This window comes from Streptomyces sp. NPDC057002 (assembly GCF_042673825.1).
GTDB lineage: Bacteria > Actinomycetota > Actinomycetes > Streptomycetales > Streptomycetaceae > Streptomyces.
Genome location: NZ_JBHURZ010000006.1, coordinates 433,223 through 447,866 on the forward strand (window position 1 = coordinate 433,223; position 14,644 = coordinate 447,866).

The window sequence follows — 14,644 nt, forward strand, 5'->3', positions numbered from 1 at the left end:
CGTCGCGGGCGTACCGGGCGCCGTCGGGCCGGTCGGCGGCGTCAGGCCGGTCGGCGGCGTCAGGCCGGTCGGGGGCGTCAGGCCGTCCGGCTCGAAGGCACCTGGGCCCTCGCCGGGCGCGCGGCCAGCACCTCTCCCGCCACCACCGACAGCGCGCAGACCACGCCCGCCGCGAGCACCGCCCAGTCATCCAGGAACGTGCAGCAGATCACCAGCAGTGCCGTCGTCGGCAGCACCAGCTGCTGGGCGATGCCCGCCTTGAAGTGACGCGAGTGCAGGGCCCACACGGTGAGCAGATACAGGGCCGTCGGCAGGGTCACGGCGGCCGACGCCGCCAGCGTGGAGATGTGCGCCTTGCCGCCCGTCTGCTCCACCGCCACCTCCAGTCCGGCCCCGATCGCGGCCGCCGAGGCGAAGACCACGTAGTGGCCGTAGCCCCACAGGAAAGCCTGCCGGTTGGACCGCAGATGGCCGTGGATGGGCACCACGAAGTAGATCCACCACGCGGCGAAGATGATCAGCAGCCCGCCCGACGCGATGGGGAGGAGCTCGCCCAGTGCGTCGTTCTCGTCGACACCGGACTTCACGGCGATCGTGGCCGCGGCGATCGTCTCGCCGAGCACGATGATGGTGAACAGTCCGTAGCGCTCCGCGATATGACGGGGATGCCAGGCCGTGGGGTGGCCCCTCTCCGCGACGAGCGGCACGCACATCTCCAGCAGCGCCATCACCAGGAACCACCAGGGCCGGGCGTCCTCGGGCAGGAGCAGCAGACCCAGCCAGCCGACCTGGCACAGCAGCACACCGCCGGCGTAGCGCAGGGCCGTCGTCCGCTCCGGGCCCTCGGCGGCGCGCGCCGCCCGCAGCCACTGCGTCGCCAGGGCCAGCCGCATGATCACGTAGCCCAGCCAGACCACGAGGTAGTCGTGTTCCTCGAACGCCTGCGAGACCCCCGCCGCGAGGATCAGCACACCCGCGATCTGCACAAGAGTGACGACCCGGTACAGCACGTCGTCGTTGTCGTACGCCGAGGCGAACCACGAGAAGTTCATCCACGCCCACCACACGGCGAAGAACACCATCGCGTAGTCGAGGATCCCCTCGCCGGCATGGCCCTCGGCGACGGAGTGCACCAGCTGGATGCCCGCCTGGGCGACGGCCACGACGAAGCACAGGTCGAAGAAGAGCTCCAGCGGCGAGGCCGTCCGGTGCGCCTCGTCGCGTCCGCGGGCCCTGAGCCTGCGCAGCGGTCCCCGGTCGCCGGGTGGGCCCGAGGGGACGGGCGGGGGAGTGGGGCTGGACGTCATGATTCCCAGCACAGCAGAAGGCGCGGGGATTTTCTCCGCGACCGTACCCTGGACGCATGAGTAGCGCCCCCGATCCAGAGCCGCGCGCGCCGAAGCCGGCGCTGGTCTTCGACGACCCGCTCGACCAGCAGTCCTCCGACGACACCGACCGCGGCTGGGGCGAGCGCACCGACTCCGGCGGCGGCGCGGCCGACCTCAAGCGCTTCCTCGACGAGAAGCCGCCCCACCACATCTGAGCCGGCCGGCTCCGCCAGGTCTGAGCCAGGCGGCCCGACCTCCTCTGGGCAAGGCGGCCCTGCCACATCCCGGCCAGGCGGCCCCGCTCTCTCCGGGCAAGGCCGCGCCGGCCTCTCCGCGCCGGCCCGGCCGCCGCCCGTGGCGTTACCTCTCCTGCTGGTCCTGCCCCGGGCCGCGCTGTGCGACCAGCGCGTCCCGGATCTCCTTCAGCACCTCCAGCTCGGTCACCTCGAGGACCTCCTGCGTGCCCTCCTTCGCCTTGCGGCGGGCCTCCTGGCGGGCCAGGTACTTGGCCATGGGCAGGACCATCAGGAAGTAGACGACCGCAGCCGTGATCACGAAGCTCAGGGTGGCGCCGAGGACGGAGCCCCACGCGATCTGGATGCCCTCCTCGCCCTTGCACGTCGAGCTCAGGCAGGAGCTGTAATGGTCGAGGTTCTTGGTCCCGATGGCCCCGACGAACGGGTTGATGATCCCCTTGACCACGGCGTTGACGATGTTCGTGAACGCGGCGCCGATCACCACCGCCACAGCCAGATCGACGACGTTCCCGCGCATCAGGAAGGCCTTGAAGCCCTCCCAGAGGCTCGGTTCCTTCTTCTCGCTCACCTCGGGGCCTTTCCTCGCACGAGCAGCTCATGGAACAAAACGCTCCGCAACCTACGTCACGCTTGGGCCGAACCGAGTACCTGGGTCCCTCGAACGAGGGCCTTGACGAAATCGTGCACAGCATCACCACAGCGTCACCGCCAACCGTGCCGTGGCGCTCGCCCCGGCGAGCCGGGCTGCGGTGGCACGCGGCACCGAGAGCACGACCAGCGCCCCGCCGTCGGTCGCGCCCTCCAGAGGCTCCGGCACCTTCGTCACCCTGGCCCCGCGAGCGACCACACGGGCATCGCCGCCCGGCGCCGTCCCCTCGGCGGCGATGACGTCGACCCGGTCGCCCGGCCGCAGCAGCCGTACCGTCGCCGCGTCGGCGATCCGGATGGGGGCCGTCACCGCCCCCGCCCCCGCGGCACCGGCTGTCCCCGCACCGCCCGTCCCCGCCGACCGCTCCCCGGACACCGAGGCCGTGTGCGCGGGAGACTGACCCCGGGGCTGACCACGGGCTCCGTCACCGTCACGAGGTCCCGCCGCCACCAGCGCGGTCGCGGTGACCGCGAGCCCGACGGCCAGGGCCCGCCGCCGGTGCCGCCCGAGCCGGCCCGACCGGTACCGGCCCCCGCGCACCCGCACGGGATCGAAGCGCGGCACCTCGCGCGCCGCGGGCACCTCGGGGCCGGGCGGGAGCGCGGCGACGGGTGAGCCGCCGGACAGGGAAGACATGAGCGGAGCGAGGGACACGGGAACCACCACCTGCGACGAGGACCGGATGCGCTCCCCACGATGAGGCTTCCCGCCGCCGCCCGCTCAGGCCTGTGGAGCTACCCCCAGCCTGTGGACAACTCCCTCACCCGAACGGCAAGTTCCGCCTCCCCATGCCCAGAAGGAGCAGCGCCTTCCGGCTACGGCAACACGAACCCCGGATCCATCCCACCCAACGCCCCGCCACACAGACAGTCCCGCTCGTCCTCCCCCGGCAACCCGGCCGCCGCGTCGAACAGCACCCCCCGCAACCGCCCCACGTTCGCCGCGAACACCCGCAGCACCTCGTCGTGCGAGACGCCCTCCCCGCTCTCGGCACCCGCGTCGAGGTCGGTGACCAGGGTCAGAGACGTGAAGCAGAGCTCCAGCTCACGGGCGAGTGCCGCCTCGGGATGCCCGGTCATCCCCACCACCGACCAGCCCTGCGCCTGGTGCCACAACGATTCGGCACGGGTCGAGAAGCGCGGCCCCTCGACCACGACCAGCGTGCCGCCGTCCACCGGCTCCCACTCCCGGCCGCGCGCCGCCTTCAGCGCGACGGCCCGCCCGGTGGAGCAGTAGGGGTCGGCCAGCGACACGTGCACCACGTTCGGCACCGACCCGTCGGGCAGCGGCTCCCCGTCGAAGTACGTGTTCGCGCGGGACTTCGTCCGGTCGACCAGCTGGTCCGGCACGAGCAGCGTGCCCGGCCCGTACTCGGGACGCAGACCGCCCACGGCGCACGGGGCGAGCACCTGGCGCACACCGACCGACCGCAGTGCCCACAGATTGGCCCGGTAGTTGATCCGGTGCGGCGGCAGGTGGTGGCCCCGCCCGTGCCTCGGCAGGAAGGCGACCCGCCGGCCGGCGACCTCGCCGAGGAAGAGGGAGTCGCTGGGCGCCCCGTACGGGGTGTCGACCCGCACCTCGGTCACGTCGTCGAGGAAGGAGTAGAACCCGGAGCCGCCGATGACGCCGATCCCGGCGCCCTGCCCGTCCGCCGGGCCCGCCACGTCCGCAGAGCCCACCACATCCGCCGGGCCCGCCACGTTCGCCTTGTTCGCCATGTCCGCACCCTAACCGCACGCACAAACGCCGAGGACCCCGTCGCCCGAAGGGCGGCAGGGTCCCGGAGGAATCAGGTCTTACGCGGCGGTGGTGCTGCTGCTGGTGGAGCTGCCCGTGCCCGACGAAGAGCTCGAAGACGAGCTGGAGGAAGAGCTCGAACCGGAACCCGAGCCGGAGCCCGAGCCGGAGTCGGAGGACGACGAGGAGCTCGACGACTTCGCCGGGGAGCTGCTCGAAGAGGAGCCGCGGCTGTCGTTCCGGTAGAAGCCGGAGCCCTTGAAGACGATGCCGACCGCCGAGAACACCTTCTTCAGGCGGCCCTGGCAGTTCGGGCACTCGGTGAGGGCGTCGTCGGTGAACTTCTGCACCGCCTCGAGGCCCTCGCCGCACTCGGTGCACTGGTACTGGTAGGTCGGCACTGTCTTCCTCCTGGCACTCTCACTCGATGAGTGCTAACGACGGTCCATAGTGACGTATTCCAGCCGCTCAGTCCACTGCCACCGGCACGCGGTGACCCACGCCACGTGCGACCGTCCGCCCGTGGGCACGCCCCGACAGCCGGGAACGCAGGGCCAGGAGGGTCGCCAGGGCGAGCACGGTGCCGCCCATGGGCACCAGGAAACCGGCACCGCCCCAGAGGCGGTCCTCCAGTTGCCCGGCGACGGTGACGGCGGCCGCCTGGCCGAGTGCCACCGCGCCGGTCAGCCAGGTGAAGGCCTCGGTACGGGCACCGGCCGGTACCAGGCCGTCGACCAGGGTGTAGCCGGTGATCAGGGCGGGCGCGATGCACATGCCGACCAGCAGGCCGAGGCCCGCCAGGACCGGTACCGAGTGGGCGGCCCACAGGCCCGACGCGGTGAGGGCGAGGGCCGTGTAGCCGATGACCAGGCGCCGCTGCGGGGCCGCCTTCCAGGCGATCGCGCCGCAGACGAGGCCGGAGATCATGTTGCCCGCGGCGAAGACGCCGTAGAGGACGCCGTTCAGGCCCGGTTCGCCGATCGATTCGGTGAACGCGGCCAGCGAGACCTGCATGCCGCCGAAGACGGCACCGATGCCCAGAAAGGTCACCATCAGCACACGCACACCGGGGATGCGCAGCGCGGAGGTGTGCTCCACGCGCGCGTGGCCGCCGTCCTCGATCGAGGGCTGGGTGCTCTTCTGGGCGGCGAACAGCAGACCGCCGATCAGCGTCAGCGAGGCCTCGGTGACCAGCCCGGCGGCCGGGTCGATCGCCGTGCACAGGGCGGTGGCCAGCAGCGGCCCGACGACGAAGGTCAGTTCGTCCGTGACGGACTCGAAGGCCGCCGCGGTGGTCAGCAGGGGCGAGTCCTTGAGCTTCACGCCCCAGCGGGCCCGCACCATGGGACCGACCTGCGGCACCGAAGCACCGGTCGGGACGGCCGCTACGAACACCGCCCACAACGGGGCGTCCAGCAGCGCGAGCGCCGTCAGCGTCAGCCCGGAGACCGCGTGCAGCAGTACCCCGGGGATGAGTACGGCACGCTGCCCGTAGCGGTCGGCGAGGCGGCCGCTGTAGGGCGCGAACAGGGCCATGGAGACACCGGTGACGGCCGCGGCGGCGCCCGCCGCTCCGTAGGAGCCGGTGGTGTGCTGCACCAGCAGCACGATGGAGATCGTCAGCATCGCGAACGGCTGGCGTGCCGCGAAACCGGGGAGCAGGAACGTCCAGGCGCCGCGGGTGCGCAGCAGCCGGCCGTATCCGGGGCGGGTGGAAGCCGTCGAGTTCTGCGAGATCTTCGCGTTCTTCGAGTTCTTCGACTTCTTCGAGGTGACCGTGGATGCCACGGCCCGTGCCTTTCTGCCGCCTGGTAGCGCGGCCCGGCAGGCGGGCGGCGCCGAGAGCTGTCCTCTTGCGCGGAACTGCGGTAGATGCCGGGGCCCGGTGAGGAGGGTCGTCCCGACCGCCATACGGTCGCGCCAGCTCTGCGTCAGACAGAGTTGGTTCGATCTTGAGTCAGACGTTCATCGTACAGGGACCCGTCTCAACGACTCGCCCCGTCCGTCCCCAGCCACCCGGCCAGCTTGCCGCCGTGGCCCACCGACCGCAGCCGCTTCTCCGTCGCGTCCCGGACCGGGTCCGTGGCCACGACGAGCAGCTCGTCCCCGCGTTGCAGCACCGTCGTGGGAAGCGGAACGAACGATTCGTTCGCGCGCACGATGAGCGTCACGGCGGCACCGGGCGGCAGCCGCAGCTCGCCCACCTCCACACCGTGCATCTTCGACCCCTCGGGGATCGCCACGGACAGCAGATGCCCGCGCAGCCGCTCCAGCGGGGCCGACTCGATGCCGAGGTCGGCGGCCTCCGAACCGTCGCCCAGGCGCAGCTTGCGGCCCAGCCACGGCAGCGTCGGACCCTGGACCAGGGTGTAGACGACGACCAGGACGAAGACGATGTTGAAGATCCGGCGGCTGGCGTCGACGCCCTCCACCATGGGGATGGTCGCCAGGATGATGGGCACGGCCCCGCGCAGTCCCGCCCAGGACATCAGGGCCTGCTCACGCCACGGCACCCGGAACGGCACCAGGCAGACCACCACGCTCAGCGGACGCGCCACCATGGTCAGCACCAGCCCGATGGCGAGGGCGGGCACGATGTCGTCGCCCAGCTCGTGCGGCGTGACCAGCAGACCGAGCAGCACGAACATGCCGATCTGGGCCATCCAGCCGAGCCCGTCGGCGAAGCCGCGCGTGGCCGGCCAGTGCGGCAGCCGCGCGTTGCCCATCACCATCGAGGCGAGATACACCGCCAGGAAGCCGCTGCCGTGGGCCAGCGCGCCCGCGGCGTAGGCCACCGTGGCGATCGCCATGACGGCGATCGGGTAGAGGCCGGAGGCGGGCAGTGCCACATGCCGCAGCCCCCAGGAGCCCAGCCAGCCCACCGCGAGTCCGATGGCCGCGCCGATGGCCAGCTCCAGCAGGATCACGCCCAGCAGTACGTACCAGTGCTCGACCGGGCCTGCCGCGGACAGGGCGACCACGAGGATGACCACCGGGGCGTCGTTGAAGCCGGACTCCGCCTCCAGGGTGCCCGTCACGCGCGCGGGGAGGGGCAGTTTGCGCAGCACGGAGAAGACCGCCGCCGCGTCGGTCGAGGAGACGACCGCCCCGATGATGAGCGCCTGCCGCCATTCGAGACCGATCAGGTAGTGCGCGGCCGACGCCGTGACCCCGACGCTCACCGCGACACCGGCCAGCGCCAGTGCCGTGGCGGCCGGCAGGGCCGGCTTGATCTCCTTCCACTTCGTGCCCAGACCGCCCTCGGCCAGGATCACGACCAGGGCCGCGTATCCGATGACCTGGGTCAGTTCGGCGTTGTCGAAGTGGATGTCGCCCACGCCGTCCTGGCCCATGGCGACGCCTATGCCCAGGTAGACGAGCAGGCTGGGGAGCCCGCTGCGCGAGGAGATCCGTACCGCTGCGACGGCGACGAGCAGGACGAGCGAGCAGACGAGCAGGAGCTGGTTGAGGTGGTGAACAGTCAGCGGCCGAATCCTTCCCTGGCCCGCACGCACGCGCGCGTGGGCTCACGTACATCGCACATGAAGCTGTGGCGCACCGCGCCAACTACTTCGTTACCTTACCTAACTCTTGACGATTTCTTGACGTTGCCGAGGGCAAGATCGAACGTTCGTCCGTGCCGGTTCCCGACTCCGCGTCAAGGGGCGCAAGGCCCTGCGCCTATCGTTGCTCCAGCGCTCAGTTAAAAGCACAGCCGAACCTGCCGCTCGCGTTAGGACAGCAAGGACAGCGATGCCCCCCAACACCACCGCCTCCACGGGTCAGCAGCCCGGCAAGTCCGGCAGGAGAAAGGGGCGCAAAGCCCGACTGGTCCTGATCGTCCTGGTGCTGGCCCTCGTCGGGGGCGTGGCCTTCGGGGGGTACTGGTCCGTCAGCACCGTCCGGGCCTCCTTCCCGCAGACCACGGGCACCCTCACGCTCAAGGGTCTCTCGGGGCCGGTCGAGGTAAAACGGGACAACTACGGCATCCCGCAGATCTATGCCTCATCCGACGCGGACCTGTTCATGGCGCAGGGCTACGTCCAGGCGCAGGACCGGTTCTACGAGATGGACGTACGCCGCCACATGGCCTCCGGGCGGCTGTCGGAGATGTTCGGCAAGAGCCAGGTCGACAACGACGAGTTCCTGCGCACGCTCGGCTGGGACCGGGTCGCGAAGAAGGAGTACGACACCAAGCTGTCGGCCTCCACGAAGAAGTACCTCCAGGCGTACTCCAAGGGGGTCAACTCCTACCTCCAGGGCAAGGACGGCAAGGACATCTCCCTGGAGTACGCGGCGCTCGGCTTCACCAACGACTACAAGCCTCAGAACTGGACCCCGGTCGACTCGGTCTCCTGGCTGAAGGCGATGGCCTGGGACCTGCGCGGCAACATGCAGGACGAGGTCGACCGCGCCCTGCTGACCAGCCGCCTCGGCCCGAAGGAGATCGCCGACCTGTACCCGGAGTATCCGTCCGGCCGCAACAAGGCGATCGTCCAGGAGGGCCAGTACAACGAGCTGACGGGCACCTTCGAACAGGGCGGCACGAGCGGCACGAGCGGCGGCTCCACCGGCACAGGCGGCTCCACCGGCACAGGCGGCTCCACCGGCACCGGCGCCTCTGCCGGAACCGGGGGCACCGCCTCCGGCAGCTCCGGCGCCTCGGGCACGCAAGGCCTCCAGAGCCAGCTCACCGGCCTCACCAAGGTCCTGGACGACCTCCCGCCGGCCGTCGGTGTGAACGGCGACGGCATCGGCTCCAACTCCTGGGTCGTCTCCGGGGAGCACACCATCACCGGCAAGCCGCTGCTGGCCAACGACCCGCACCTGTCGCCCTCGCTGCCCTCCGTCTGGTACCAGATGGGCCTGCACTGCCGCAGCGTCTCCAGCGCGTGCCAGTACGACGTCAGCGGCTACACCTTCGCGGGCATGCCCGGCGTGATAATCGGTCACAACCAGGACATCGCCTGGGGCATGACCAACTCCGGCGTCGACGTCACGGACCTCTACCTGGAGAAGATCACCGGCAACGGCTACCAGTACGACGGCAAGATCAAGCCGTTCGAGACGCGCGAGGAGACCATCAAGGTCGCCGGCGGCGAGTCCAAGAAGATCGTCGTCCGCGAGACCAACAACGGGCCCTTGCTGTCGGACCGTGACGAAGAGCTGGTGAGGGTCGGCAAGAAGGCCGGAGTCGACACCGCCGCACCGGACAGAGGCGACGGCTACGGCGTCGCGCTGCGCTGGACCGCGCTTCAGCCGGGCACCACCATGGACGCCGTCTTCGCCATGGACAAGGCGAAGGACTGGAACGGCTTCCGCGAGGCCGCCGCGCAGTTCGAGGTGCCCTCGCAGAACCTGATCTACGCCGACACCCAGGACAACATCGGCTACACCCTCCCGGGGAGGATCCCCACGCGTCCGGAGGGCGACGACGGCTCGATCCCCGCGCCCGGCTGGGACCGCAAGTACCGCTGGACCGGCTACATCGAGCAGGACGCGCTGCCGTACGAGTACAACCCGAAGCGCGGCTACATCGTCACCGCCAACCAGGCCGTGATCGACCCGGACAAGTACCCCTACACGCTGACCAAGGACTGGGGCTACGGCACGCGCAGCCAGCGCATAAGCGACCTGATCCAGTCGAAGATCAAGGACGGCGGCAAGGTCTCCACGGACGACATGCGCCAGATGCAGCTGGACAACAGCAGCGAGATCGCCCGGCTGCTGGTGCCCACGCTGCTGAAGATCGACCCCGAGAACAAGGATGTCCGCGAGGCGCAGAAGCTTCTCGAGGGCTGGGACTACACCCAGGACGCCGACTCGGCCGCCGCGGCCTACTTCAACGCGGTCTGGCGCAACATCCTCAAGCTCGCCTTCGGCAACAAGCTGCCCAAGGAACTGCGGCCCAAGGGCCAGTGCCTGTACGTCGACCCGGTCAACACCACCGGGCCCGCCGACGAGGCCGAGAAGGTCCGCGAGTGCGGCCAGCGCGACCCCGACCAGGCGCAGCCCGACGGCGGCGACCGCTGGTTCGAGGTGGTCCGCAAGCTGATGGAGCAGCCCGACAGCGACTGGTGGAAGACGCCCGAGGCGGGCACCCGCCCCCCGGCCGCCAACCGCGACGAGCTGTTCAGGCGGGCCATGATCGACGCCCGCTGGGAGCTGACCGCCAAGCTCGGCAAGGACATCGACAGCTGGAGCTGGGGCCGGCTGCACCGTCTGTTCCTGGACAACCAGACCCTCGGCACCGAGGGCCCCGGTTTCGTCCAGTACGCCCTCAACCGCGGCCCGTGGGAGCTCGGCGGCGGCGAGGCGACGGTCAACGCGACCGGCTGGAACGCCGCCGGCGGCTACAGCGTCGTCTGGGTGCCGTCCATGCGGATGGTCGTGAACCTCGGCGATCTCGACAAGTCGAAGTGGATCAACCTCTCCGGCGCGTCCGGGCACGCCTACAGCGCCCACTACGTCGACCAGACGGACAAGTGGGCCGAAGGCGAACTGCTGCCGTGGTCCTTCTCCGACAAGGCGGTCGAGGACAGCGCGACCGACAAGCTGGTGCTCAAGCCGTGAGCCGCTGACGCCCGCACGACGAGAACGGCCCTTCACGCGCGCGTGGAGGGCCGTTCTCGTGTCAGCCGGTCCGCTCCCCGAACCGCCGTACCCCCGAGGGAGTCACCACCGCGTGCACCGGCCGGTCGTGCGGTTCCGCCGGGACCCGCTCGATCACCTCGGAGTCGTACAGCAGCACCACCAGGGAAGGCCGGGCATCCGCCCGCTCCAGCCGCGCCAGGACCCGGTCGTAGGAGCCGCCGCCACGCCCGAGCCGCATCCCGCGTGTGTCGACCGCGAGCCCCGGCAGCAGTACGGCGTCGGCAGAGGTCACGGCGTCCGGCCCGAGGCGCTCGCCGGAGGGCTCCAAGAGCTCCATCCTGCCGCCGCCGTGCCGGACACGCGCGAGCGAGCCCTCGCCTTCGTAGACGCCCCAGTCCAGATCGTTGTCGGCCAGCAGGGCCGGAAGAAGGACGCGCACGCCCCGGGCGCGCAGCGTGTCGAGGAGCGCGAGCGTCCCCGGTTCACTCCCCACGGAGACATACGCCGCGACCGTGCCGGCCCGTGCCAACTCCGGCAGCTCCAGTGCCCGCCCGGCCAGTGCCGCCGAGGTTTCGCGCAGGTCATCTGCCGTCAACCTGTTCCTCACCGCGAGGAGCTCTCGCCGCAAACTCCGCTTGTCAGGCTCGCCCGGACGCCCGATGTGACTCAATGGTTGCTCCCGTATCGTTCTAATACGCTCATATGAGCGTCCATGAACCGGAGCCGCAGATTCCGCCCAAAGGCACCGGATATGGTGGCGGACATGACTCAGGCACACCCTCGGATCAGCAAGGCTGTCATTCCCGCAGCAGGCCTCGGCACCCGGTTCCTGCCGGCCACCAAAGCCACTCCCAAGGAGATGCTGCCGGTCGTCGACAAGCCGGCGATCCAGTACGTGGTCGAGGAGGCCGTCGGCGCGGGTCTCGACGACGTCCTCATGGTGACGGGCCGCAACAAGCGCCCTCTCGAGGACCACTTCGACCGCAACTACGAACTGGAGTCGGCGCTTCAGAAGAAGGGCGACGCCGGCCGTCTCGCCAAGGTCCAGGAGTCCAGCGACCTCGCGACCATGCACTACGTCCGCCAGGGCGACCCCAAGGGCCTCGGCCACGCCGTCCTGTGCGCCGCCCCGCACGTGGGCGAGGAGCCCTTCGCCGTCCTCCTCGGTGACGACCTCATCGACCCCCGCGACCCCCTGCTCCAGCGCATGGTCGAGGTCCAGGAGCAGCGCGGCGGCAGCGTCATCGCGCTCATGGAGGTCGCCCCCGAGCAGATCCACCTCTACGGCTGCGCGGCCGTCGAGACCACCGAGGACAGCGACGTCGTCAAGGTCGGCGGCCTCGTCGAGAAGCCCGACCCGTCCGACGCCCCGTCGAACTACGCGGTCATCGGCCGCTACGTCCTCGACCCGCACATCTTCGACATACTGCGCCGGACCGAGCCGGGCCGCGGCGGCGAGATCCAGCTCACCGACGCCCTCCAGCAGCTCGCGGCCGACGAGAAGATCGGCGGCCCGGTGCACGGCGTCGTCTTCAAGGGCCGCCGCTATGACACCGGCGACCGCGGTGACTACCTGCGTGCCATTGTCCGACTCGCATGCGAACGTGAAGACCTGGGCCCGGACTTCCGGACCTGGCTTCGCAGTTACGTAGCCGAGGAGATGTAACACGTTGAGCAGCGCCGCGTCCCGCACCCCGGTCCAGGACCACTCGGGCCCCGACCACCTCTGGTCGGTGGACGAGCACCTGGAGGACATCCTCACCACCGTCCGCCCCCTGGAACCCATCGAGCTGCAGCTGCTCGACGCCCAGGGCTGCGTCCTGGTCGAGGACATCACGGTGCCGGTGTCCCTGCCGCCGTTCGACAACAGCTCCATGGACGGCTACGCGGTACGGGTCGCGGACGTGGCGGGCGCGAGCGAGAGGTTCCCGGCGGCCCTGGAGGTCGTCGGGGACGTAGCGGCCGGCCAGTCCGAGCTGCTCCACGTGGGCCCCGGCCAGGCGGCCCGCATCATGACCGGCGCCCCGCTGCCGCCCGGCGCCGAGACGGTCGTGCCCGTCGAGTGGACCGACGGCGGGCTCGGCGAGGGCCCGGTGCGCGGCATGCGCGCCCGCAGCCTCGGCCCCGAGGGCGCCTCCGGATCCGTGCAGGTGTACCGCCCGGCGCAGGCACGCGCGCATGTGCGCGCGCAGGGCAGCGACGTGAAGGCCGGCGACCGCGCCCTGCGGGCCGGCACCGTCCTCGGCCCGCCCCAGATCGGCCTGCTCGCCGCGATCGGCCGCGGCACGGTACGCGTCCGCCCGCGCCCGCGCGTGGTGGTGCTCTCCACCGGCAGCGAACTCGTCCAGCCCGACGAGAAACTGCGCACCGGTCAGATCTACGACTCCAACAGCTTCGCCCTCACCGCCGCCGCCCGTGACGCCGGCGCCATCGCCTACCGCGTGGGCGCCGTCGCCGACGACGCCGAGACCCTGCGCTCCACCATCGAGGACCAACTGGTCCGCGCCGACCTGATGGTCACCACGGGCGGTGTCAGCGTCGGAGCGTACGACGTGGTGAAGGAAGCCCTGTCCCATGTGGGCGACGAGGACGAGGCGGGCAGCGGCATCGAGTTCCGCAAGCTCGCCATGCAGCCCGGCAAGCCCCAGGGCTTCGGCTCCATCGGCCCCGACCACACCCCGCTGCTGGCCCTGCCCGGCAACCCCGTGTCGTCGTACGTCTCCTTCGAACTGTTCGTCCGCCCCGCGATCCGCACCCTCATGGGCCTGCGGGACGTCCACCGGCCGACGACCAGGGCCACCCTGGCCGTCGACAAGGCGCTGACCTCGCCGAAGGGCCGCCGCCAGTTCCTGCGGGCCACCTGCGCCGACGGCCGGGCGACCCCGGTCGGCGGCGCCGGATCCCATCTGGTCGCGGCCCTCGCCCACGCGGACGCGCTGATCGTCGTCCCCGAGGACACCGAGTCCGTCGAGCCCGACGCCGAGGTCGAGGTGGTCCTGCTCGGCCGATAGCCGCTGGTTGGGGGTACCGTGTCGCGCACAGCAGGCCCGGACCGGGAGCGCCACACAGCATGAGCACGCAGGATCCCCCTACGCAGGACCGACTGACGCACATCGACGACGCCGGCGCCGCCCGCATGGTCGACGTGTCGGAGAAGGACGTGACCGCGCGCACCGCCCGCGCCAGCGGACGCGTCCTCGTCTCGCCCCGCGTGATCGAACTGCTGCGCGGCGAGGGCGTCCCCAAGGGCGACGCCCTCGCGACCGCGCGGATCGCCGGGATCATGGGCGCCAAACGCACCCCCGACCTGATCCCGCTCTGCCATCCCCTGTCGGTGTCCGGTGTGAAACTGGACCTGTCGGTCGCGGACGACGCCGTGGAGATCCTGGCCACCGTGAAGACCACGGACCGTACGGGGGTCGAGATGGAGGCCCTCACGGCGGTCTCCGTCGCCGCGCTCACCGTGATCGACATGGTCAAGGCGGTCGACAAGGGAGCGGTCATCACGGACGTACGGGTGGAAGAGAAGACGGGCGGTAAGTCGGGCGACTGGAGCCGGGCATGACGTATCGCGCTCTCGTCGTCACCGCCTCCAACCGGGCCGCCGCCGGGATCTACGAGGACAAGGGCGGCCCGCTGATCTCCGCCGGCCTGAAGGGCTTCGGCTTCGAGGTCGACGGCCCGCAGGTCGTCCCCGACGGAGACCCCGTGGAGGCGGCCCTGCGCGCCGGTGTCGAAACCGGCTACGACGTCATCGTCACCACCGGCGGCACGGGCATCTCGCCCACCGACCGCACCCCCGAGGCGACACGCCGGGTGATCGACCACGAGGTGCCGGGCATCGCCGAGGCCATCCGGGCGTACGGCCGGGAGAAGGTGCCGACCGCGGCGCTCTCCCGGGGCCTGGCCGGAGTGGCCGGCGTGACGCTGATCGTCAATCTGCCCGGTTCCAGCGGCGGGGTGAAGGACGGACTGGCCGTCCTGGAGCCGCTGCTGGTGCACGCCGTCGAGCAGCTCCGCGGCGGCGACCACCCCAGACCCGGCACGGGGGGTGCGAGCTGAACAGCGCATCCTGG

The 14,644-nt window shown here is 70.9% G+C and carries 14 protein-coding genes; 6 read left to right on the plus strand and 8 right to left on the minus strand.

All coding sequences use genetic code 11. The annotated features are described in order from the left end of the window. Positions 1-77: 77 nt before the first annotated feature. Positions 78-1,307 carry a low temperature requirement protein A gene (locus ACFT32_RS30210; protein WP_382495583.1) on the minus strand — a complete coding sequence of 410 codons (1,230 nt, stop codon included), beginning with the start codon at positions 1,305-1,307 and terminating at the stop codon, positions 78-80. A 56-nt stretch (positions 1,308-1,363) separates the two neighbouring features. On the opposite strand from ACFT32_RS30210, the gene ACFT32_RS30215 reads away from it, so the two are divergent. Then, the gene (locus ACFT32_RS30215) at positions 1,364-1,543 is read left to right on the plus strand and encodes a hypothetical protein (protein WP_184598063.1); all 180 of its coding nucleotides are present in this window, start codon (positions 1,364-1,366) and stop codon (positions 1,541-1,543) included. 145 nt (positions 1,544-1,688) lie between these two features. Here the strand turns inward: ACFT32_RS30215 and mscL are convergent, their stop codons facing one another. The 6 genes from mscL to ACFT32_RS30245 form a co-directional block, all read right to left on the minus strand. Next, positions 1,689-2,153, minus strand: a complete 465-nt coding sequence (gene mscL / locus ACFT32_RS30220) for a large conductance mechanosensitive channel protein MscL (protein WP_382495585.1) — start codon at positions 2,151-2,153, stop codon at positions 1,689-1,691. Positions 2,154-2,276: 123 nt separating this feature from the next. Next, the gene (locus ACFT32_RS30225; RefSeq protein WP_382495587.1) at positions 2,277-2,870 is read right to left on the minus strand and encodes a hypothetical protein; all 594 of its coding nucleotides are present in this window, start codon (positions 2,868-2,870) and stop codon (positions 2,277-2,279) included. 179 nt (positions 2,871-3,049) lie between these two features. After that, complete coding sequence (locus ACFT32_RS30230) at positions 3,050-3,901, minus strand: S-methyl-5'-thioadenosine phosphorylase (protein ID WP_382495933.1); 852 nt, start codon at positions 3,899-3,901, stop codon at positions 3,050-3,052. A gap of 132 nt (positions 3,902-4,033) precedes the next feature. Next, on the minus strand, positions 4,034-4,375 hold the full coding sequence (locus tag ACFT32_RS30235; protein WP_382495589.1) for an FmdB family zinc ribbon protein: 342 nt from the start codon (positions 4,373-4,375) through the stop codon (positions 4,034-4,036). A gap of 67 nt (positions 4,376-4,442) precedes the next feature. Then, positions 4,443-5,762, minus strand: coding sequence for an MFS transporter (locus ACFT32_RS30240; protein WP_382495591.1), 1,320 nt, complete (start codon positions 5,760-5,762; stop codon positions 4,443-4,445). 197 nt (positions 5,763-5,959) lie between these two features. Next, a complete protein-coding gene (locus tag ACFT32_RS30245; RefSeq protein WP_382495593.1) occupies positions 5,960-7,489 on the minus strand; it encodes a potassium/proton antiporter in 1,530 nt (509 codons plus the stop codon). Positions 7,490-7,727: 238 nt separating this feature from the next. Here ACFT32_RS30245 and ACFT32_RS30250 point away from each other — a divergent pair, with 238 nt between their 5' ends. Further along, positions 7,728-10,547 (plus strand): penicillin acylase family protein, encoded by a 2,820-nt coding sequence (locus ACFT32_RS30250; protein WP_382495595.1) that lies wholly within the window; start codon positions 7,728-7,730, stop codon positions 10,545-10,547. A gap of 61 nt (positions 10,548-10,608) precedes the next feature. Here ACFT32_RS30250 and ACFT32_RS30255 read toward each other — a convergent pair whose 3' ends face one another. Next, positions 10,609-11,238 (minus strand): 5-formyltetrahydrofolate cyclo-ligase, encoded by a 630-nt coding sequence (locus ACFT32_RS30255; RefSeq protein WP_382495597.1) that lies wholly within the window; start codon positions 11,236-11,238, stop codon positions 10,609-10,611. Positions 11,239-11,331: 93 nt separating this feature from the next. Here ACFT32_RS30255 and galU point away from each other — a divergent pair, with 93 nt between their 5' ends. The 4 genes from galU to ACFT32_RS30275 are packed head-to-tail and all read left to right on the plus strand — an operon-like array spanning position 11,332 to position 14,630. Then, complete coding sequence (galU, locus tag ACFT32_RS30260; protein ID WP_215120866.1) at positions 11,332-12,234, plus strand: UTP--glucose-1-phosphate uridylyltransferase GalU; 903 nt, start codon at positions 11,332-11,334, stop codon at positions 12,232-12,234. A gap of 4 nt (positions 12,235-12,238) precedes the next feature. Further along, the gene (glp, locus tag ACFT32_RS30265; protein ID WP_382495599.1) at positions 12,239-13,579 is read left to right on the plus strand and encodes a gephyrin-like molybdotransferase Glp; all 1,341 of its coding nucleotides are present in this window, start codon (positions 12,239-12,241) and stop codon (positions 13,577-13,579) included. Between the two features lie 59 nt (positions 13,580-13,638). After that, positions 13,639-14,133, plus strand: a complete 495-nt coding sequence (moaC, locus tag ACFT32_RS30270) for a cyclic pyranopterin monophosphate synthase MoaC (RefSeq protein WP_193479936.1) — start codon at positions 13,639-13,641, stop codon at positions 14,131-14,133. After that, positions 14,130-14,630, plus strand: a complete 501-nt coding sequence (locus ACFT32_RS30275) for a molybdenum cofactor biosynthesis protein B (RefSeq protein ID WP_382495601.1) — start codon at positions 14,130-14,132, stop codon at positions 14,628-14,630. Before moaC ends, ACFT32_RS30275 begins: the two co-directional genes overlap by 4 nt. The last annotated feature ends 14 nt before the right edge of the window (positions 14,631-14,644 follow it).

Excerpts from the sequence above, each read along its gene's own strand:
- ACFT32_RS30210 (WP_382495583.1), bottom strand. The coding sequence starts at position 1,307 with ATGACGTCCAGCCCCACTCCCCCGCCCGTCCCCTCGGGCCCACCCGGC.
- ACFT32_RS30215 (WP_184598063.1), top strand. The coding sequence starts at position 1,364 with ATGAGTAGCGCCCCCGATCCAGAGCCGCGCGCGCCGAAGCCGGCGCTG.
- ACFT32_RS30225 (WP_382495587.1), bottom strand. The coding sequence starts at position 2,870 with ATGTCTTCCCTGTCCGGCGGCTCACCCGTCGCCGCGCTCCCGCCCGGC.
- ACFT32_RS30250 (WP_382495595.1), top strand. The coding sequence starts at position 7,728 with ATGCCCCCCAACACCACCGCCTCCACGGGTCAGCAGCCCGGCAAGTCC.
- galU (WP_215120866.1), top strand. The coding sequence starts at position 11,332 with ATGACTCAGGCACACCCTCGGATCAGCAAGGCTGTCATTCCCGCAGCA.
- moaC (WP_193479936.1), top strand. The coding sequence starts at position 13,639 with ATGAGCACGCAGGATCCCCCTACGCAGGACCGACTGACGCACATCGAC.
- ACFT32_RS30275 (WP_382495601.1), top strand. The coding sequence starts at position 14,130 with ATGACGTATCGCGCTCTCGTCGTCACCGCCTCCAACCGGGCCGCCGCC.